At 51.5% G+C, this 19,469-nt stretch carries 18 protein-coding genes; 11 read left to right on the top strand and 7 right to left on the bottom strand.

Features of this window, described 5'->3' with window-relative positions; all coding sequences use genetic code 11:
• Positions 1-4: 4 nt before the first annotated feature.
• The 5 genes from ACJJIP_RS11735 to ACJJIP_RS11715 all read right to left on the bottom strand — a co-directional run bounded on the left by ACJJIP_RS11735 (position 5) and on the right by ACJJIP_RS11715 (position 6,605).
• Complete coding sequence (locus tag ACJJIP_RS11735; RefSeq protein ID WP_444945181.1) at positions 5-2,044, bottom strand: acetyl/propionyl/methylcrotonyl-CoA carboxylase subunit alpha; 2,040 nt, start codon at positions 2,042-2,044, stop codon at positions 5-7.
• The gene (locus ACJJIP_RS11730) at positions 2,044-2,847 is read right to left on the bottom strand and encodes an enoyl-CoA hydratase/isomerase family protein (RefSeq protein WP_020415103.1); all 804 of its coding nucleotides are present in this window, start codon (positions 2,845-2,847) and stop codon (positions 2,044-2,046) included. Before ACJJIP_RS11730 ends, ACJJIP_RS11735 begins: the two co-directional genes overlap by 1 nt.
• Before the next feature lie 9 nt (positions 2,848-2,856).
• Positions 2,857-4,023: an acyl-CoA dehydrogenase family protein gene (locus tag ACJJIP_RS11725; RefSeq protein WP_444945180.1), complete on the bottom strand. Its 1,167-nt coding sequence runs from the start codon at positions 4,021-4,023 to the stop codon at positions 2,857-2,859.
• A gap of 81 nt (positions 4,024-4,104) precedes the next feature.
• Positions 4,105-5,712 carry an acyl-CoA carboxylase subunit beta gene (locus ACJJIP_RS11720; protein WP_444945179.1) on the bottom strand — a complete coding sequence of 536 codons (1,608 nt, stop codon included), beginning with the start codon at positions 5,710-5,712 and terminating at the stop codon, positions 4,105-4,107.
• Complete coding sequence (locus ACJJIP_RS11715; protein WP_444945178.1) at positions 5,712-6,605, bottom strand: SDR family oxidoreductase; 894 nt, start codon at positions 6,603-6,605, stop codon at positions 5,712-5,714. Before ACJJIP_RS11715 ends, ACJJIP_RS11720 begins: the two co-directional genes overlap by 1 nt.
• A 204-nt stretch (positions 6,606-6,809) precedes the next feature.
• On the opposite strand from ACJJIP_RS11715, the gene ACJJIP_RS11710 reads away from it, so the two are divergent.
• The gene (locus ACJJIP_RS11710; protein WP_282950821.1) at positions 6,810-7,454 is read left to right on the top strand and encodes a TetR/AcrR family transcriptional regulator; all 645 of its coding nucleotides are present in this window, start codon (positions 6,810-6,812) and stop codon (positions 7,452-7,454) included.
• 180 nt (positions 7,455-7,634) lie between these two features.
• Positions 7,635-10,136, top strand: a complete 2,502-nt coding sequence (locus ACJJIP_RS11705; RefSeq protein ID WP_444945177.1) for a hypothetical protein — start codon at positions 7,635-7,637, stop codon at positions 10,134-10,136.
• Here ACJJIP_RS11705 and yciH read toward each other — a convergent pair.
• Positions 10,133-10,456, bottom strand: a complete 324-nt coding sequence (yciH, locus tag ACJJIP_RS11700) for a stress response translation initiation inhibitor YciH (protein WP_353375230.1) — start codon at positions 10,454-10,456, stop codon at positions 10,133-10,135. The two genes, ACJJIP_RS11705 and yciH, sit on opposite strands and share 4 nt — an antisense overlap.
• 187 nt (positions 10,457-10,643) lie before the next feature.
• On the opposite strand from yciH, the gene ACJJIP_RS11695 reads away from it, so the two are divergent.
• The gene (locus ACJJIP_RS11695; protein ID WP_282950818.1) at positions 10,644-11,477 is read left to right on the top strand and encodes an ion transporter; all 834 of its coding nucleotides are present in this window, start codon (positions 10,644-10,646) and stop codon (positions 11,475-11,477) included.
• A gap of 133 nt (positions 11,478-11,610) precedes the next feature.
• On the opposite strand, the gene ACJJIP_RS11690 is transcribed toward ACJJIP_RS11695, so the two are convergent.
• Positions 11,611-12,075, bottom strand: coding sequence for a PaaI family thioesterase (locus tag ACJJIP_RS11690; protein ID WP_353375231.1), 465 nt, complete (start codon positions 12,073-12,075; stop codon positions 11,611-11,613).
• Positions 12,076-12,185: 110 nt separating this feature from the next.
• Between ACJJIP_RS11690 and ACJJIP_RS11685 the strand changes: the two genes are divergently transcribed.
• The 8 genes from ACJJIP_RS11685 (at position 12,186) to ACJJIP_RS11650 (ending at position 19,241) form a co-directional block, all read left to right on the top strand.
• A complete protein-coding gene (locus ACJJIP_RS11685) occupies positions 12,186-13,328 on the top strand; it encodes a serine hydrolase domain-containing protein (protein ID WP_020415112.1) in 1,143 nt (380 codons plus the stop codon).
• Positions 13,328-13,555 carry a SlyX family protein gene (locus tag ACJJIP_RS11680; RefSeq protein ID WP_444945176.1) on the top strand — a complete coding sequence of 76 codons (228 nt, stop codon included), beginning with the start codon at positions 13,328-13,330 and terminating at the stop codon, positions 13,553-13,555. Before ACJJIP_RS11685 ends, ACJJIP_RS11680 begins: the two co-directional genes overlap by 1 nt.
• A 569-nt stretch (positions 13,556-14,124) precedes the next feature.
• Positions 14,125-14,772, top strand: coding sequence for a YiaD family glycine zipper/OmpA-like lipoprotein (locus ACJJIP_RS11675; RefSeq protein WP_020415114.1), 648 nt, complete (start codon positions 14,125-14,127; stop codon positions 14,770-14,772).
• Between the two features lie 388 nt (positions 14,773-15,160).
• Entirely contained in the window at positions 15,161-16,246 is a 1,086-nt protein-coding gene (locus ACJJIP_RS11670) for a PQQ-dependent sugar dehydrogenase (RefSeq protein WP_444945175.1), read from the top strand.
• A 345-nt stretch (positions 16,247-16,591) separates the two neighbouring features.
• Positions 16,592-17,056 carry a hypothetical protein gene (locus tag ACJJIP_RS11665; RefSeq protein WP_020415116.1) on the top strand — a complete coding sequence of 155 codons (465 nt, stop codon included), beginning with the start codon at positions 16,592-16,594 and terminating at the stop codon, positions 17,054-17,056.
• A gap of 355 nt (positions 17,057-17,411) precedes the next feature.
• Entirely contained in the window at positions 17,412-17,960 is a 549-nt protein-coding gene (locus ACJJIP_RS11660; protein WP_444945174.1) for a hypothetical protein, read from the top strand.
• 73 nt (positions 17,961-18,033) lie between these two features.
• On the top strand, positions 18,034-18,402 hold the full coding sequence (locus ACJJIP_RS11655) for a SpoIIAA family protein (protein ID WP_020415118.1): 369 nt from the start codon (positions 18,034-18,036) through the stop codon (positions 18,400-18,402).
• A gap of 35 nt (positions 18,403-18,437) precedes the next feature.
• Positions 18,438-19,241, top strand: a complete 804-nt coding sequence (locus ACJJIP_RS11650) for a class I SAM-dependent methyltransferase (protein ID WP_020415119.1) — start codon at positions 18,438-18,440, stop codon at positions 19,239-19,241.
• Positions 19,242-19,469: the final 228 nt, after the last annotated feature.

Below are 19,469 nucleotides of genomic sequence, written 5' to 3'. Positions count from 1 at the left end.
TCCTTTAGGAAGTAGCGTCGCTGGGGATTTTGGCGGTTTCCGTGGGAGCGGCTTCGATCTGAACTAACAGCTGGCCACCGCGTACCTGGTCTCCTTCACAGGCGCCCAGTTTAATTACGGTACCGTCACGGTCTGCGCGCAGGGCGTGCTCCATTTTCATGGCTTCCATTAAGGCGATAGTGTCTCCCCGCTGAACGCTTTGATTGGGCTCAACCAATACCTGCACCAGGCAACCATCCATAGGAGCCGTGATGCGGCCACTGCCTTCGTTAAGTCTCGATTTGGCCGGGGCGTGGGTGATATCGACAAAATGAAACTGCCTGCCGTCTAACAGGACATACAGATTGCTTTGGTTGGCTAGGAACAGTCTCTTTTGACTAACGCCACCCAGCAGGAGTTCAGCACTATAAATTCCACTTTCTTTTTGTGATTTCTCAAAATGGACCGACTGAATCAGGAACTGCTGGTCGCCTACTGAGATTTGGTAAGAATGATCTACTAACACCAGCAGCTCACAGTTCAGGGTTTGCCCTGAAATTTCCAGTCGGTAGTTGATCGGCACGCTGTTGTCGCCACTGCGCCAGTCACTGCGACCGCTACGCCGATCCTGAGGGTTAGCTTGGTACAAGTGATTCAGTAATGTGGCTTGGGCTGCAATTACTGCTGGAACTGGTTCTGCGGATGTCAGCGTGCTGTTTTGGTCGAGAAAACTGGTATCGGCATCGCCAGCGATAAACTGTGATTCGGCCAGGATCTTCTGCAGGAAATGGATATTGTTTTTGGGGCCGATAAATTCCAGCCGGGTCAGGGCTTGGGTTAGCTTGCGCCGAGCTTCTTCTCGATCCTGCCCCCAGGCAATTAATTTGCCGAGCATGGGGTCGTAAAATGGCGTAATTTCACAACCATTTTTCAAAGCGTGGTCGATACGGATTCCTTGTCCCTTTGGCGCTACCCAGTGGAGTACTTTTCCGGCCTGGGGCAGGAATTGTTGTTCCGGGTCTTCGGCATACAGGCGGACTTCAATGGCGTGGCCATGCTGGGTGACTTGCTGCTGGGTGACTTGCTGCTGGGAGACGCATAGGGCTTCGCCGCGGGCCACTGCCAGTTGCCAGGCTACCAGGTCAAAACCGGTTACCATTTCTGTTACCGGGTGCTCTACTTGCAACCGGGTGTTCATTTCCAGGAAATAGAATTCGCCGCTGGGACAGAGTAGAAACTCTACGGTGCCCGCGCCTAGATAACCGCAGGCTCGCGCGGCGGCGACTGCGGCTTGCCCCATTCTTTCCCGCAGCTGGGTGTCGACCGCTGGGGAAGGGCACTCTTCGACCACTTTTTGATGGCGTCGTTGTACGGAGCAATCCCGCTCTCCCAGATGAATACAGTTGCCATGACGATCCGCAAATACCTGGATTTCGATATGGCGAGCGTTGACCAGTGCCTTTTCCAGAATTAATTCGTCGCTGCCGAATGCACTCATGGATTCACTGCGGGCGGCGCGCAACTGGGAGGCCAGTTCGCTGTCTCCGTGAGCCAGGCGCATGCCGCGCCCACCACCGCCTGCGGCGGCTTTGATCATTAACGGGAAGCCAATGCGCCGCGCCTCGGCGATCAGGGTATCGTCGTCCTGGGCACCCTGGAAGCCGGGAATACAGGGTACGCCGGCAGCGGCAACAAACTCCTTGGCTTTGCGTTTGTTGCCCATTAGTTCTATGACTTCGGCACTCGGGCCAACAAAACGCAGTTCATTCTCTTCGCAAGCGCTGGCAAATTCCGCATTCTCAGCGAGAAAGCCGTAGCCGGGGTGGACGGCGGTGGCTCGGGATTTTTTAGCCGCGTCGAGAATTTTCTGGATATCCAGATAGGACTCCGCCGAAGTCTGCCCGCCAATGGCTACGGCGATATCGGCAGTCTGTGCGTGAAGTGCATCGCAGTCCGCATCGCTGTAGACGGCGACTGTGCGATAGCCTTCCGCCCGGGCAGTTCGCATAATTCGCAGTGCGATCTCGCCGCGGTTGGCGATTAACAGGGTCTCTGTTGTCGACATCAGTGCTGCCACTCCGGTGATCGTTTTTCCAGAAATGCACGGGCGCCTTCGCGCCCTTCATGGCCTTGAATTGCGCGGGAAAACTGCTGTGCGGCGCCGTCGAGTAGTTGGCCGAGGGCAGTCTCATCGCTCACCCGCGCTGCATCCAGCAAGATCTGCTTGGTTGTTGCCAGGGCGCCGGGAGCGCAGGCATTGATCGCGCCCAGGTGTTCCTGCAGTGCGCCTTCGAGGGCTTCGGAATTATCGAGTAGCTGATGGATTAACCCAATTTCCAAGGCCTGCTGTGCATTGACTTTTGCTCCGCTGAGGGCCAGGCGTCGGGCCTGGGAGAGGCCGACCCGTGCCACGACAAAGGGAGCAATTTGTGCAGGCGGTAAACCCAGGCGGGTTTCCGGAAGGGCAAAGCGGCAACTGCGATCGGCAATGGCAATATCGGCACTGCAAGCGAGCCCAAAACCACCGCCCATTACGGCACCTTCCAATACGGCAATGACTATTAAAGGAGTGCGATTAAATCGTTCCATCAATTCACCGAAACGACGGTTTAGGTGAAAAAATACATCACTATTTCCATCGCTCGCGCCCTGTTGCGCATTGAGCATATCGGCAATATCGCCACCGGCGCAGAAGTTGTGTTCTGCACCCCGCAGTACCAACGCTCGCACCTGCGGATCTTCTTCCGCTTCTGCGAGCTTTTGCAGAAGCTCATCCACCATTTGCAAACTGATGGCGTTGCGCTGTTGTGGCCGGTTTAGGGTGAGATGGCAGGCGATGCCGATGGTCTCATTAATAATTGTCTGCATAGCCTGACCTTATGCGTTGGGTTTACGCTTGCCGGGCAGTATGCCCATCAACTTACAGATAATGCCGAGCATTACTTCATCTGCGCCGCCGCCGATAGCGGTGAGACGGCTATCCCGGTAAGCGCGGTTGATTACAGTTTCCTCGATATAGCCCATGCCACCCCAGAACTGCAGGCACTGATCGGGAATAGAGCGGGACAGGCGACCAGCCTTGAGCTTGGCCATAGAGGCGAGGGTAGTGACATCTTCACCGGCTACATAGGCTTCCACCGCGCGCCAGGTTAGAGAGCGCAGGCATTCCACTTCGGTCTGCATTTCCGCGAGGGCAAAGTGAATGGTTTGATTGTCGATCAATGGTGCTTTAAAGGCATGGCGTTCGCGCACATAGTCGATGGTGCTGCTCACGCAGTTTTCCAGGCCCTTTAAATTAAGTGCGGCGCCGGCGAGGCGCTCTTCCTGGAATTGCAGCATCTGCAGCAGGAAGCCGGCACCCTCATCGCCGATGCGGAAATGTTTGGGCACTCGCACATTGTCAAAAAAGATAGGGGCGGTTTCCGATGAGCGCATGCCTAATTTGTCGAGCTTTTCGCCGATGCGTACCCCTGGCGTTTTCGCCGGAATAATGACCAGGGATTTGTTGCTGTGGGCTTTGCCCTCACTGGTATTGACCAGGGTGCAGAAAAAGTCTGCGCAGGGGGCGTTGGTGATCCACATCTTGCTGCCGTTGATCACATAGTCGTCGCCATCGCTTTTGGCAGTGGTTTTAATTGAGGCAACATCGGAACCGGCGCCGGGTTCGGATACGGCGATTGCGCCGATCATCTCTCCGTTCACGGCGGGTATCAGGAACTGCTCTTTGAGATCCTGGCTGCCGAAGTTGGCCAGGGCAGGGGTACACATGGAGGTCTGCACGGAAATCGACAGGGGCACGCCGCCACAGTGGGCACCGCCCAGCTCCTCCAGGAAAACGGTTTCATAACTGAAGTCGAGACCCAGGCCACCGAAGTCTGTGGACTTGCTGATGCCTAGCAGACCCAGACCAGCCAGTTGTTGGAAAATTTCGCGGATAGGAAAGCGGCCGGCCTTTTCCCATTCGGCCACATTGGGGTTAATTTCCTGCTGTACAAAGTTTTGTACGGTGCGCTGCAGTTCCCGGTGTTGATCGCTAAATATCATTATTGTTTTCCCTGCTTTGAAGTGTGAACCCGGTGATGGTGTGAATGGGCAACCGCACTTCCTTGTTGCCCAGGTTTTTCGTTAAAACCTAGCTACGCCAAAGGTATTTTTGTTGAGTTTTCTCTGCTCGGCCTCATTGCAAATTTCTAGCAACATGCCTAAAAGTTTGCGCGTATCGCGGGGATCGATAATGCCGTCATCCCAGAGGCGCGCACTGCAGGCGAGAGCATCGGAATTGCCCTGCATAAATGCGCTGGTGTCGTTTTCCAATTTGTCTAATACCGCCTCATCGACATTGCCGCTGCGTTGCATTTTTTGCTCGGTGACGATGCGCATTACCTTGCCGGCCTGGGCTGCGCCCATAACGGCAGTGCGGGAATTGGGCCAGGCAAAAATAAAGCGGGGGTCGAATCCGCGGCCACACATGGCGTAGTTGCCGGCCCCATAGGAGCCACCTACGACAATGCTGAGTTTTGGTACGCTGGCATTGGCCACGGCCTGAATCATTTTGGCGCCGTGCTTGATGATGCCGTTGCGCTCCACCTCGGTACCCACCATAAACCCGGTGGTGTTATGCAAAAACAGCAGTGGCGTGCCACTCTGTTCGCACAACTGAATAAACTGCGCGGCCTTGTTGGCGCCCTTGGGGGTGATCGGGCCGTTATTCCCAATAATTCCCACAGGGAAGCCTTCGATACGAATATGGCCGCACACGGTTTGTCGATCGAATTCCGGCTTGAAATCCAGCATGGCGGAGCTGTCGGCGATACGAGCCAGTATTTCGCGCACGTCGTAGGGCTTTTTGCTGTCTGCTGGAATCAGGCCGAGCAGGTCGTCGATAGGGTGCAGTGGGTCTCGGTAATCTTTATCTACTGAATTTTTTATTGGTGAGGGTAGGGCGGCGACAATCTCTCTTGCTATGCGAATACCATCGGCGTCGTTCTCTGCTAAGTAATCGCCACTGCCGGACTCGGTACAGTGCATTTCTGCTCCGCCGAGGCTTTCCGCATCGGCAATTTCACCGGTGGCAGCTTTCAGCAGCGGCGGCCCAGCCAGGTACATGCCGGTTTGCCTGCGCACCATAACGACATAATCTGACAGGCCCGGCTGGTAGGCGCCGCCGGCAGTAGCGCCGCCGTGTACCACAGTAACTTGCGGAATACCGGCGGCGGACATTCGCGCCTGGTTGGCAAAACCCCGCCCACCGGGAGCAAAAGTGTCGCTGGCGTACATCAGATTGGCGCCACCACTTTGCGCCAGGGCGACTATTGGTAAATGATTTTCCAGAGCGATCCGCTGCATTCGCAGGGCTTTATCCATCCCGGCTGGTGAGATGGTGCCACCTTTTACGGCATAGTTATCCACTCGAACCATGCAACGTTGCCCGCTGATCTGGCCAATACCACAAATGGCTCCGCCACCAGCACCGGTACCATCCTGGTCGTCAAACAATTTATAGCCGGCGAGGGAGCACAGCTCTACAAAAGGTGCGCCGGGGTCGAGCAGTAAATTGAGGCGCTCCCTTGGCAGCAGCCAGCCCCGATCACGATAGCGGGCAGCCTTACTTTTTTCAGCTTGAACCGGACGTTGCTCAGCTTCACGAAACTGGTTGATCTGCTCGAGCATGGCAGCTTGGTTGTCATTGAACTCTGCCGAGCGGTTGTCGAGCTGGGAATCAATCGGCTGCATTAGAGCTTACCCTCCGCTTCCAGCTCTTCCACAACTTGGGGCCGGCGTTTGCGGTGGAATCCATTAAAGCGCTTGGAGTTGTTGGCGGCTTGTGGCTGCCAAAGGGGGGAGTGATGCTTGAGACTTGAGCCACCATCGATACGCAGCGTTTGTCCGGTGATATAGCTGGCGGCATCGGAAAGTAGGAAGCACACTGCCCCACTAACTTCTGCTTCTTCTCCCAATCGGTAGAGGGGAATGCTGTCTCGGAAGCCCGGTAGTAGCTCGCGCAGGAATTTGGGGTCGTAAGTATCAAAGCCGCTGGAGAGAATATAGCCTGGCGCCACGGCGTTAACTCGAACGCCAAAAGGTGCCCACTCCAATGCGGAGGTTTCGGTAATATTTTCCATGCCCGCGCGGGCGGCACCGGAATGGCCCATCATTGGCATGCCGCCGGCGTTATCTGCGGTGATATTTACGATACTGCCGCCGTGCTGTTTCATCGACTGCACAAAAACTTCTCGGGACATTAAAAAGCCACCGAGCAGGTTGCTGCGTACAACGGCATTGAAACCTCTTGTGTTGATCTGCTCAAGGGGGGAGGGGAACTGGCCACCGGCATTGTTCACCAATCCGTGAATTTGGCCCCGGGCCTGGACTATTTGCCCCACTGTCTCCTGCACTCCGTCTTCATCGCGAATATCCAGGCTGAACAAACTGCACTCGCCACAATCGTTATTGATTTCACCGGCAACCCTTTCCAGCTTGTCCAGTTTGCGCCCGATCAATACTGCATGGGCGCCGAGGCTGGCCAATTCGTGGGCGATACAGCGGCCAATACCGCTGCCGCCGCCGGTGACGATATAGGTTTGCTCGCTAAAGCTGCCTGAGCGCAGCTGGCTTTGATAGCGCATGAAAGTTTCCTTTTTTACGGCCTCACGGCTTATTCAGTTTTTATTGTTCTTGTTGGCGCTTGCGCCTGCGTGTGAGAAAACGCAGAATAGCTTAACGCTACCAAGCAAGCGCTTGGTATTCAATAGCTGGCGTCTATTTGATTTGAAATTCATTGGGCCGCTAATATTCCGGGTTAATTACCCGAAAAAATTTTGGAGAGATACGTGCGAGAGAGTGCGCAAGTGCTGGTGGAGGTGCCGACTCAACTGTCACCACAAGAATTAATTGGTACTCTGGTAGAGCAGGGTATGCTAACTGACCCTGCCTCTCCCCGCGGACGTTTACTGAATGCCGCTGCGCGTCTGTTCGAGCAAAGGGGATTTGCCCGCACCACAGTGCGTGATCTAGCTGCGGAAGTTGGCATACTTTCTGGCAGTATTTTTCACCATTTTGCCAGTAAAGAGCAGATTCTCTGCGCGGTAATGAAAGAGGTCACCATATTTGCCAGTGCTCGAATGCGTAGTGCTGCAGAGAGTGCGGGCTGTCCGCAGGAAAAGTTGCGGGCTTGCATACAGTCTGAGCTCGAGGCTATCCACGAACAAGCCGTACCAGGATTTTCCATTCTGGTAATGGAGTGGCGCAGCTTGTCTGAGGAGAGCCAGGAAGAGGTATTGCAGCTGCGCGAAGAGTATGAGCGGATCTGGTTGGATGCAATTGTTGCGGCCAAATGCCCTGGTGATGACCCGGCACTTGTGCGGCGGCTTTTAGTTGGCGCACTAAGCCACACTTATAGCTGGTTCGAACCCAGGGATAGGGGGCTGACAATTCCTGAATTGGCTGATCGGACCTTTCATATCTTTACTCCCTGACCACAGAAAAACTGCGAGGCGCACGAAAAACTGTGCACTTTGCCTCCTTTCTTGCCAATTATGTAACCTTGAATGGTTTCCTGAGAACTGGTGCGCACCCGTTTTCTCTTGAATCTTTTACCCTGCGCGCAAGATGTAAAGAATGTGACAATATGTGTCACTAGGTGACAGGAGAGGGGAATGGCGAGCCAGGAACTTTACCAGGTAGTTTCCACTGGAAGGACACTTCACGCCAAAGATTCGGATCAAGTGGTGCGGGATGCTACGAAGCTGTTTTCAATCCCAGAAGCCCAAGCTCGAAGGTTTCTATTGAAAGGGTGGGTTATCAGAGATCAGCTGGAATCTGCCCGTGCCTTGGAGTATCGCGCCGGTCTTCACAAAATTGGTTTGAGAGTGGAGGTCTGCCCTGCAGGAAAATTTGATAATCAGCAGTTAATTGCCCGTATTAAGGTAGCGCAGAGGCGCAAAGCCCAGACAGCCAAGGGGAGGTCCTTCAACAAAAATAGCATTATTGGCAGCGGCCCAGGGGTACCACCAGAGTACAGTCAGTCCCCTAAAGCTGCTGTGCAATCGGAGGGCTCAAGGACCTTAGAACCCTCAAAGGGAATAGAGCAAATTATCAGTGATAAGAAAGTTACTGTGCCCTCCGGTGTTGGCAGAGCTTTATTGGGTTTTTTGCCGGCAATAGTGCTGCCCGCTATTTTTTTGACAGTTGCTGGCCTGTGTTTGTATGGGGTCGGTTTTGCCCTCTGGCAGATTCCGCTTGCAGTATGGCAGGGCGATTTGAATGGCAGCGTTATTGTATCCAGTTTGATTGCGATTGCTGTGTGTGGTTTTCTTTTTCTGCTCCTGGCTGCGCCCTACCTGTGGTTTCCGAGAAGTGCTTGGGCCAAACTCGGTGAGATACCCCTTGATCGAGCCCAAGGTAAGGACCTTCTGCGTTTATTTGAACAGCTTTCCCGAAGAACCAGTCTGCCGAAAGTGAATGAGATTGTTCTAAGTCCCAACGCCCAGATTTTCAGCTCACCCACACTTTCCGAGGTAATACGCCAGCAATTACCACTTCATTTGGGGCTCGCCAGCGTGACGGCTCTACGTGGCAGTGAGGCCCTAGCTTTGGTGGGCCGTGGAATTGGTATCTACCAGGGGAAACTAACCGGATTATTGGCTTGGTTGGTTTTGGATGGTTTGCGCCGCCTTGAGTTAGTTCAGTGGGCTCTAGAGAACGAACGCAGTGTCCTGTGTACAAGTGGAGAGCCCAGTATTTTCCAGAAACCCTTTCATCGCATGCTGGTCATCTGTGGCCACTTTTTATTGCCTTTAGTGGAGCGTCTCGAAAACCTGCACCGATTCATTACCCGTAGTAGTGCCCGTTACCTAGAGTCACGTGCTGATCTGTGGGCGGCAGATTTGATTGGTAGTCAGGTGTTTCCGGGGTTTGCCGAAAGGTGGCACCGACTGGTGCACGCGGATTTGATTGTCTCAGAGACCGCCCGTGAGGCCGCTGCCCTGGGTCAACGATTTGAAAATATCCCTACTGCGATAGCCTGGACGTTTGAGAATCTGGACCAAGAAACCTGTAAGGCTATAGAGCTAGCCATGGGGCAGGCAAGTGATCCCTGGGATGTGTGTGAGGCGGCGGATTTAGAGCGTATTGAGGTGGTAAGCCGGCGTGACCTGGGCTCTCGTATCAAATGGGAAGTCTCTATGCCGGAGCTATTCGCCAATTTTACTGAATTGGCAATGGCCTGCACTGCTTCCAGCGCTGGGGCTGATTGCCAAGTAGTAGAAAATCGCCGCTTGCTCTGTTCCAGCCGTGAGGTAGACGAGGCAGTGCAGACTTTGGAAGAGTACTTTAATCGTCTTCCTCCGTTTTCTTTGCTGCCGTTGAGTCGACCAGCATCTAAAGAAATGCAGGAGATGGATCTGCAGGCCATTGTCGATTGGTTGCGAGGCAAGTTGGTTGATTTGGGTGAGGTGCGCGAGCGTAGCCGGATGTTGCGAACTCGTATGGCAACAATGCAGCTGGGTGCGGCAATGATTAGGAACAAGTTGCGTATCGACCCCCAGGATTACTCACTAAAAAGTGGCAGTCTTGCATCGGCTCAAGAGTTGGCTGCGCTGAAACGATCCGAATTGGAAGAGAGTGAAAAGCAGCTGCAGCATATCTATACCGCGTTTTACCAACGCTTGTGTCTGGCTCTGGTAACCATGCCGGCGAAGGAACGCCAAGAGGCGCGCAACCAACTGCGCCATCTTTCTGCATACGATTCCCTAGAGCCTCATCTGGAGCGGCTTGCCGGGTTTAGTGCCAGTTTGGGGTTATTTGCCCGGCATCTATCGCAAAACCTGTCAGAACGGGAGCTGGTGCAGAAATATCTGGCCTTGAGTGCTCGGGAATTGGATGCGACTTTCGCTACAGTAGAATCTTCTGAGTTATTGAGATCGCAGGGTCTTGGTAGTGCCCTATGTATCAAGGCTAAGCGTGAAACCCTACAGGTATTGCCGCAGCAACACCAAGAGGCATTGGCAGCTGTGCGGTCAATGGAGTCTCGTTGTAAATATGCCCGATCGGTGATTCTGGAGTATTATCAGGTACAGTTGGCAGCCTTGTTGAGACGCTGTCTGGAGCGGGAAAGGCAGCTGCAGCTGAGTCCACTTCGCCTGTTGCGAACCGTTTAACCCCCGGCCAGCTTGACCTTATAGTTCTTGGACTCGAGAAGGGTCTTGATTTCCGGGCGCTTGTCGCCTTGGATTTCAATCACACCGTCTTTCAAGGCACCACCGCAGCCACAGCGTTTCTTCAATTCTGCCAGCAGTAATTTCAATTCACGATCAGTACCTGCGATCCCGCGCACGCAGGTCACCCCTTTACCCTTGCGTCCCTTGGTCTCCCTGTGGATACGTACTATGCCATCCCCCTCATGGCGCTTTTCTGCAGAGGGTTCTTCTTTTATACGGCCGCGATCGGTGGAATAGACGAGACGATTTTCCTTGGCCATGGCTGAGGGCTCCCCGATAAACAATTGTGATTTTTGGTCGGAGCGCGATTGTGCCCGAGGTGTGGAAGAAGTCAAAGGGGACCCAGCTGACCGGCAGTGGGCCCGGTGAAAATTAGAGGCGACCAAGTTCCTCCTAAAGGTTAGAATTCCGCCGAAAATTGATAGCAGCAAGTGGTTGAGGTGATAGATGGCGTTAACAGGACGTCGAAAACTGCTCAATGAGGTGATCTTCGGTACAGATACTCCCGCCGGACGCAACTTTGATGTTTTCTTGATCTGGGCGATTTTGATCAGTGTGTCCCTGGTTTTACTGGCTTCGATTGGAGCTGTAGCGGATCGTTACGGTTCGCTGCTCATCGGTCTGGAGTGGGTCTTTACCGGGTTGTTTACCATAGAGTACTTCGCACGAATTTATTGTTCGGTGAATCGCCGTAAATATATTTTCAGCTTCTATGGAATTGTCGATCTACTCGCAATCCTGCCGAGTTATCTGGCCCTGCTCTATACCGGTGCAACCTATTTGCTGGTGATCCGCTTACTGCGGGTGCTGCGTATTTTCAGGATACTTAAGCTGGTTCGCTACCTGAGGGATGCCAATATTTTGTTGCGTGCTTTGGGGCTTGCGCGGCGAAAAATTCTGGTGTTCTACTCTAGCGTATTTGTAATGTGTATTATCTTTGGCTCCCTGATGTTTGTAGTAGAGGGGCCTGGTCATGGTTTTACCAGTATTCCCACCAGCGTGTATTGGGCAATTGTCACCATTACGACTGTAGGCTATGGGGATATTTCGCCACAGACACCACTTGGGCAGGCAATTGCGGCGATGACGATGTTGATAGGTTACTCAATCATTGCAGTTCCCACAGGGATTTTGACCGCGGAGTTGGCGGGAGAGATGAATCGCGAGCGTACCCAGCTGGCTTGCCACAACTGCAGTCGCAGCGCCCATGATCCCGATGCGGAATACTGTAAGTTTTGTGGCCACAGGCTGGAGGATACGGAGGAGGTACCTGAAGTTTGAAAATTGTCAGCTCATCAGGCCTGCCTGCTTTTTGAGCAGAGAGGGGTAGAAGCTCCGAGAGATAGGGTCACCCCTGAGTCCATGTGACCTGAGCTAAAAATTCATCAGAAAGTATTTTTCTTGTTGGGAGTGGCTACCAGTCACCTGGAACACGTACTGCCACAACCTCAGCCTTGGCGCATAAACGGCCATCGCTGGTAAGGCTACAGTGTAATACGGTTTTTTTGGGGCCGCGTCCGACAATAGAGGCTTCGAGGATTAGTGGTTTATCAATCATTGCTGGAGCCAGGTATTTGATATCGAGCTTACCGGTTGCGTACCAGATTTTCTCCCCAGTACCAACATCGCGCCCGGCCTGTACATAGCCATCAGCGATAGCCGTACAAATAGTATGGCAATCAATCACTGTGGCGATAATACCACCATTCAAATACTTTGCTGGACCAGCATTGTGAAACGGGCTGGGAGTAAACTCACAGCGGGTTTGATTCTGGCCACTCCAATAGCTCTTGATACGCAGCCCTTGGTCGTTGTCCGGGCCACAACCAAAGCAGTGGTTGCCCTGAATTTGATCCTGGATGGCGATTTCTTGAGTCATAACTGTCCCTCGCGATAGACGCGCAATACTACCGATTTGCGCCAGAGAGGGGAAGAAATTAACCTTGCGGGCTTCCAATAGAGTTACCCGAATTATCTGGACATAGATACATGGAAATATATGGCCTTTGCGCCCCTGGGTTTGAGGCACTTTATGATGCTTTCGCCAAAAATTTTCGCGAGTGTGGGGATACCGGCGCGGCCTTTGCGGTGCGCCAGCATGGAGAATTGATCTGTTCCTTATGGGCCGGTAGCGCTGATAGGGATGCCGAACGCCCTTTTACAGAAGATACTCTAGCCAATGTATTTTCTTCCAGTAAGGGCATACTCGCACTGCTTGCTATGCAACAAGTAGCTGCTGGTAACCTGGATCTGGACCGCCCTGTGGCAGACTACTGGCCGGAATTTGCCCGAGGTAAGGACAGTGTCACGGCACGCCAATTACTTTGCCACCGTAGTGGTTTGGTTGCCTTCCGTGGGCGGGTAAAGGATAGCCTGATTTATGACTGGCAAGCGGCATGTGATGAAGTGGCTCGTACTGAGCCTTGGTGGGCTCCTGGAACTCAGCAGGGCTACGCCCCTTTTTTGTACGGCTGGAGCTTGGGTGGGGTGATCGAGCGGGTAGCGCAAAAGCCCTTATTGGAACTTTATCGGGAAATGTTAGCCAAACCCCTCGATCTCGATGGGGGCTTTGGCGCTAATGGACACAAATCCCAGCGTATAGCTGATGTCAGCCCCCTCAAACAGCCGCTTCCAGAGTTGCGTGAAAATGCTATTGGTCGTGCAATAAAAGAAGATCGCAAGGGTCCGGTTTCAATGGCGTTTAGCAATCCCGTTAGCCTGATGATGGGAACCAACAGCTCCGAGTGGCGCGGAGCATTGATTCCCGCTGCCAATGGACATTTCAGTGCGCGAGACCTGGCAGCAGTGTACGGCGATCTGTCAAAGGACAACCCCGAAACTTTACCAATAGAATGGGTAAAAGAGGCTGCACGGGAGCAAAGTTGCGGCCGAGATAAAGTGCTACAGGCCGAAGTGAGTTTTGGTTGTGGTTTTATTCGCAGCAGTAACGCTGCGGATTTGCGTTTTGGTGGTCCTGAAGGCTTTGGTCATCCGGGTGCCGGTGGCAGTGTCGGATTCGCCGATCCTGAATGTGGCTTGGGATTGGGGTATGTCACAACAAGGCTGGGGCAGAGTTTGTTTATGGACCGGCGCGCGGTAGGGTTGGTGGAAACCTTATACGGGCTGCTGTGATGAGTGATGAAATTTTAAAGCTGGTTGAGCGTATTGATGAGCTGGAGAGCCGTCTCGCTTTCCAGGAGGATACTATCGCTCAACTTAATGACGTTATTGCCCGCCAGGATTTGGATATCCGGAACCTGATTGCACGCATTCGTGAGCTGGGAGAAAAGTACAGTGCGATAACTTTCGAAATGCAGGGTGGAGCAAAGCAGCAAGATGAGAAGCCGCCACATTATTAGCAGGGGATAGCTTGTAGATGTGAATGATTAAAGTCGTGCCATTGAGTTGTGGGAGTAAGCACAAATGCGTCTAAAAAAAGTTTGTCCTCTGGTGCTGGAGGTATTGACAAACTTTTCCACATGCAAACATGCTGCTGACAACTACCTGTATACACTAAAACAGCCGGTACATTAAAAATTTTGCTTTATCTAACCTGTTGTTTTTATTGGCAAAACTCAAGAGTTTAAAAAATGTGCAAAATGCTATAGGCAAGGGATTACGCCATGTGGCGCTGACCTTTGTCGATTAATGCACAGAGTTATCCACAGATTTTGTGGAAGAAGGGGGTAAACACTTCTCTAGTGGCGAAACTGCACGCTAGTGCATCGTCGTCGCAGTAATCGATGATGCGCAATGGGGACTGGTCAATAGAACTGATGATCAGTTTATCTTAGCCTTCACAATATTTCGTAGGGTCGATTCAGCCGCCGGTCAGCTAGCGTGCTGAATACTGTAGGGACTGTGCAGGAGCACTGGGCTCAGTGCATCCCAATACCCGTTTATTAAAAGTGCGTTAGGAGAACCAATAATGAAACATTGGGTAGCAATTCTTGCAATGGGCTCACTGGTGGGTTGTTCCACTTTGGACCCATACACCGGTGAGAGTAAAACCAGTAATGCCGCCAAAGGGGCAGGAATTGGCGCTGTAGCTGGTGCAATTGTCGGTGCGGCAACTGCGAGTAAGAAAGACCGTAAGAAAGGGGCTCTCACCGGGGCCTTGGGTGGCGCAGCCATTGGCGGTGGCATTGGCTATTATATGGATCGCCAGGAAATGGCTTTGCGACAGCGCCTGGAGGGCAGTGGTGTTCGTGTTCAGCGTGAGGGCGATAACATCCGTCTGATCATGCCTGGCAATATCACATTTGGTACCAACCGCTCCGATATTCGAACTGACTTTTACGATACTCTGGAATCTGTGACTGTTGTTTTACAGGAGTTTGATAAGACAGCCATCCGTGTTAGTGGCCATACTGACAGCACTGGCTCTGACGTTTACAACCAGTCCTTGAGTGAGCAGCGCGCTAATTCGGTAGCTAGCTTCTTCAGTAATAGCGGTGTTGCCTACGGTCGTGTACAGGCTGTCGGTTATGGTGAGCGTTATCCGCTGGCTAGTAATGACTCTGAATCAGGCCGCCAAGCTAACCGTCGTGTAGAGCTCGAGCTGTTGCCGCTATAAGCGGCATGAGGCTTAGTTGCCTCTAGAGTGACACTCGCAGCGCCTAACTGAATAGTCGTAGGCGCTGCGGTCCTAATTAATCCCTTTTGACCTCCTCAGTATCAATCCTCCTTTACAGATGTGGCAGGGTTGCTCTTCTACCCTTATGTTTGTTTAATCATTGACCTTACTTTCAGGCAGGGTTAGTAAACTCAGGGCTAATAGTGCCGGTAGCAAACCATAGCTGGTGGCAACAGCCATTCGTAAAGGGGGGGCGATAGGGCTTTTAAAGAGTTTCTTTTAGGTCGCTTAACTTATTCTCGCAGGTTTCTGTCTCATACAGTCTTTATTGGTTAGTCAAAAAGTGCATCTAAAGCTAAGATAGCATTTTGTCTGTTGACTGCGTCCCATGAAAAAAATACTGCTAATTAGTTTATTGCTCTCATCAGTAGTGCAAGCTGAGATTACCCTTGAACAACTAAAGGTGCCGGATGGCTTTGAACTTAGTTACTTTGCCGAAGATGTAGAGACTGCACGACAACTGGCACTTTCTGAGTCAGGTACTGTTTTTTCTGGCTCTTTCAGTGCCAAAAAGATATATGCTTTCAAAGATACAAATAACGATGGAAAAGCAGATCGGCGTTGGTTGCTCATGGAAAACTTAAGAGCGCCGACAGGGATTGCCTATAAAAATGGCGATTTGTATGTGGCCGATATTAATAAAATTATTCGTTTTCCTGAGATAGATGAAAATCTTGATAAGCCAAAATCTGAAGTGGTTTATGATCAGTTCCCGTCTGATAGGCATCACGGTTGGAAATTCTTACGTTTTGATAAAAAGGGTAATTTAATAGTTCCTGTTGGTGCGCCATGTAATATTTGTGATGCAGATAAACGCTATTCCAAGATATTTTCTTTAGATCTGGCTTCAAAGGAAACAAAAGTAATAGCTAATGGAGTGAGAAATACTGTGGGTTTTGATTTTCACCCGCAGACAAATGAGTTGTGGTTCAGTGATAATGGCAGGGATATGATGGGAGATGATATCCCGCCTTGTGAAATTAATAGGGTAAGCTACGAAGGAGAGCATTTTGGTTACCCCTATTTTCATGGCGCTGATATTGCAGACCCTGAATTTGGTCAAGATAGGAGGGTTAGTGATTATTCCGCACCAGTACTAAATTTGGGTGCCCACGTCGCACCTCTGGGAATACACTTTTACCTTGGCAATCAATTTCCTGATGATTACAGGAAAAACCTTTTGGTTGCGGAACACGGCTCCTGGAATCGAAGCAAGAAGTCGGGTTATCGTGTGATGTTAGCTACTGTAGAAGAGAATAGAATCACCAACTATAAACCTGTGATTACTGGTTTTATGCGGGATGAAACGACTTTTGGACGCCCGGTGGCCTTCCTGGAGATGCCTGATGGCAGTGTGCTGATTTCAGATGATTTTGCCCATAAGATTTATCGTTTAACTTATAGTGATCATTGAACTTCAGCTGAAGTGATTTTCTATAGAAGTATTGGGTTAGGCTGCCTGTAAAGGCGGCCAATTATCTTCAATATTTCCAGTAGCCATTAATGGGGCTCTAATTGCCTTGTCGCGTGTGCTTACTCATGTTTTGCGTGGAAGACAAGCCTTGACACTAATAGCCCGGCATGCTTCATATAATTCATTGGTTGAGATGACCGGGCTTCCCTGTCAGGTGAAACCCATGAATACTGACCGGTAAACGCTTTTTTCATAATTTTTTGCTGAAAGTTTAAAATCAAAATAGGGTTCTTCCGGGTTGTGCTATTTCTACAGTAGTGACAATACGAATAATGGAGAAAGCCTGTGTCCCGTCAAGCCACCCTAATAACGCTCTCCCTGGGATTTGTCTTAATTTTCCTCAATTTGATGCCTCATTTGGGACATGCAGAAGAAGGAGTATTGGGTGTGCCTACTACCAACCTGGAGATGCGTTTTACCGAAGCGGCGGTGGTAGCTCAGGTGGAGGTTATAGGAATTCATAGGGATGTAGACAGCGCTCTCTCAGAGCCGGGTGTCACAGCAATTTCAGGCTATGTTTATTCGGCTGTTCCTGAACAGATATGGAAGGGGGCTGTGGCAGATCAAATCACATTTCGTTTGGGGCTGGAGTTTTGCGATACCAAGCTTGAGAAAGGGGAGCGTTATTTGATCTTTGCCAGTCTGGATAGTTATGGACGGCTACAACTGCGCAGCTGCGATGCCGCAGTGGTGGAATCTGATGCAGAGGAGCTCTTAGCAGAGCTCAATGAATTCACCACCCGAGGATAGGTGCTTTAAGAGCGCCACCAGTAACTTTGTTGATCTAATTTTGTTGAATAGAACTGTTGGTTGTAAGTTGCCTGCTATTTACAGCAATCCAAACTCTCCAAGTGGAGGTTACCTCCTTGAAGTACGCCAATGCCGAGTTATTCTTATCAGTATTGGCGTCATCTTCTTTTAGTCGATATGCGTTGAATTACTTGGCGCTGGCGTCAAAAGGCCTTAGGGCCAGCTATTATTGCCGCAGGGATGCAGTGTGAGGCAAGCCTATAGTGCTCACTGCCGTGGGCCCAAAAGCCCAGGCGCTTAGCCGGCCTTGCAATAAGTGTTTTCCAGAAACCGCTTGGGGTCGAGAGGTCGACGTATGAAGAAGCTATTGATTCCATTGATCATTTTGTTACTGATCATCGGATACTTTATGTCTCGCAGTGGCGAACACAAGGCCAAAGAAGCCTATGACTCAATGGATCAGCCAAAGAGCGAGCAAATGAACGATAACTCCACGCCGTCGGGTAGCGGCAGTGGTAGTGATTCTTCTTCGCCTAACGGCACCACCACACCACCTGATGGCATGGGTAACCCCGATACCCAGGTGCCACAGGAATCCGATCAGACAGATCCCACACCTCCTGGGGGTAGCGCTTCTACTAGCTCTGGCTCAGTTCCCTCGAGCGGCGGACCAACCCCGGAGCCTGGGGAAGCAGATGCAGAGACTGCTAGTGGCAATCCTGATGATTCAACCCCACAGGAAGAGCCGAGCACGGCAAGCCCCGCTGGTGAAGCTGTTGATGAAGCCTCCAGTGAAGCCCAGCAAGCAGTAGAGGGTGCTGAAAATATGGAAAGTAATCCCGGTGATACCGACACGGGCACTGATGAGGGAGTGGAAAGTAATTCTGGCCAGCCCCAGCAATAGATAGAACAGAAAGTAGGAACTAGGAGATCGGTGAGGGTCGCCTGTTTAGGCGGCCCAAAGCTATTTTAACAGAATGATTGAGCACAAATGGTGTCAGGGACACAAAATCCTAGAAATTCGCCCCAAGGGAAAGTTTTCTGCAGAAGATTTCCATCAGCTGGCGTCACAAGTAGATCCGGTGATCAGGGAACAGGGCAGAATAGAAGGACTAATGATCGACGCAGAGGATTTTGCTGGATGGGAAAATTTCGTCGCGATGATTACTCATTTTCGTTTTGTGCACGATCACCATAAACACATACAAAAAATTGCGGTGGTGTCCGACAACCCTGTTTTAAGTTTTATGCCGCATTTGGTTTGTCATTTTATCAGCGCAGAAGTCCGCCCGTTTAACTCGAATGAGAAGTCTGAAGCTCTGGAATGGTTGGAAAATCCGGGGTAGCATCACGCACCATCTAACGATTTTTAGGAGTAGTGGTGAGTCCAGCATTGGCCATTATCGCGGCGGCCAAAGATTACCTTGCCGCTGCTGAGCAACTTTCCAACCAACTTGACCTTCCCTGCCTGGGTGTTGAAGATCCCACAGAAATTTGTGATTTTCCGCAGGTGCTACGTTGCGGTGAGCAACTACAGTTGTGCGCGACGGGAAAAAAAGCACCGGGACCAGTGGTTGTGGACTTTGTTGGTGGGGCTATGGCGCACAGGCGTAAATATGGTGGCGGTAAAGCGCAGCCAGTCGCTAAAGCTGTTGGTATACGGCCTGGTTTTCACCCCCGTGTTTTGGATGCGACCGCAGGGCTCGGACGTGATGCCTTTGTTTTGGCATCATTGGGCTGTGAAGTCCTGATGTTAGAGCGTAACCCAGTGGTGTATTTGTTGCTGCAAGATGGCTTGAGGAGGCTGCAGGAAGCTGCAGTCCTTGATCCAGAGTTGATATTGGTGGCTGAGCGATTGTCCCTTACTGATCGAAAAGACTCTTCTGCTGACTGGCTGGCACAGCAAGCGGAAGGTTCCTGGCCTGTTGTCTTCCTGGACCCAATGTTCCCGCCACGGGGCAAAAGTGCCAAAGTAAAAAAAGAGATGGTGGCTTTCCACTATTTGGTAGGAGCAGACGAAGATGCGGATGCTTTACTTGAGCCCGCGCTTAAGGCCTGTTATTACCGTACCGTGGTCAAGCGCCCGAAGCAGGCTCCGCATCTGGGTGAAAAAAAGCCCACGCTCTCGCTTGAGGGTAAGTCAGGACGTTTTGATATCTATACCAAACATGGCGTTCCTGGCTAAGCCACTTTAAGAATGTTTAGCTGGCGGCTTATGTAACCACCGGCTAAATATCGAATCAGGTAATATCATATTGCGTCTTACCCAAAAGCAGGGTGCTCTCATTTGCTAGCTCCTTTTCCTTCCTAAACAGCTGGTTGTAGCTGGTCACAGGGTCTATGTTGCCTTGGTGCCTGGTGGCATTTTGGTTTCTACTGCTATGTTGTTGCAAAACATCCATATGTAAAAACC

Source organism: Microbulbifer variabilis (assembly GCF_052467165.1).
The sequence above is the reverse complement of the archived record's forward strand: the minus strand, read 5'-3'. Positions and strand labels throughout refer to the sequence as shown.

What these genes read in the sequence shown, in the direction of transcription:
- ACJJIP_RS11735 (WP_444945181.1), bottom strand. Translation starts at nt 2,044, where the DNA reads ATGTCGACAACAGAGACCCTGTTAATCGCCAACCGCGGCGAGATCGCA.
- ACJJIP_RS11730 (WP_020415103.1), bottom strand. Translation starts at nt 2,847, where the DNA reads ATGCAGACAATTATTAATGAGACCATCGGCATCGCCTGCCATCTCACC.
- ACJJIP_RS11725 (WP_444945180.1), bottom strand. Translation starts at nt 4,023, where the DNA reads ATGATATTTAGCGATCAACACCGGGAACTGCAGCGCACCGTACAAAAC.
- ACJJIP_RS11720 (WP_444945179.1), bottom strand. Translation starts at nt 5,712, where the DNA reads ATGCAGCCGATTGATTCCCAGCTCGACAACCGCTCGGCAGAGTTCAAT.
- ACJJIP_RS11715 (WP_444945178.1), bottom strand. Translation starts at nt 6,605, where the DNA reads ATGCGCTATCAAAGCCAGCTGCGCTCAGGCAGCTTTAGCGAGCAAACC.
- ACJJIP_RS11705 (WP_444945177.1), top strand. Translation starts at nt 7,635, where the DNA reads ATGGCGAGCCAGGAACTTTACCAGGTAGTTTCCACTGGAAGGACACTT.
- yciH (WP_353375230.1), bottom strand. Translation starts at nt 10,456, where the DNA reads ATGGCCAAGGAAAATCGTCTCGTCTATTCCACCGATCGCGGCCGTATA.
- ACJJIP_RS11695 (WP_282950818.1), top strand. Translation starts at nt 10,644, where the DNA reads ATGGCGTTAACAGGACGTCGAAAACTGCTCAATGAGGTGATCTTCGGT.
- ACJJIP_RS11690 (WP_353375231.1), bottom strand. Translation starts at nt 12,075, where the DNA reads ATGACTCAAGAAATCGCCATCCAGGATCAAATTCAGGGCAACCACTGC.
- ACJJIP_RS11685 (WP_020415112.1), top strand. Translation starts at nt 12,186, where the DNA reads ATGGAAATATATGGCCTTTGCGCCCCTGGGTTTGAGGCACTTTATGAT.
- ACJJIP_RS11680 (WP_444945176.1), top strand. Translation starts at nt 13,328, where the DNA reads ATGAGTGATGAAATTTTAAAGCTGGTTGAGCGTATTGATGAGCTGGAG.
- ACJJIP_RS11675 (WP_020415114.1), top strand. Translation starts at nt 14,125, where the DNA reads ATGAAACATTGGGTAGCAATTCTTGCAATGGGCTCACTGGTGGGTTGT.
- ACJJIP_RS11670 (WP_444945175.1), top strand. Translation starts at nt 15,161, where the DNA reads ATGAAAAAAATACTGCTAATTAGTTTATTGCTCTCATCAGTAGTGCAA.
- ACJJIP_RS11660 (WP_444945174.1), top strand. Translation starts at nt 17,412, where the DNA reads ATGAAGAAGCTATTGATTCCATTGATCATTTTGTTACTGATCATCGGA.
- ACJJIP_RS11655 (WP_020415118.1), top strand. Translation starts at nt 18,034, where the DNA reads ATGATTGAGCACAAATGGTGTCAGGGACACAAAATCCTAGAAATTCGC.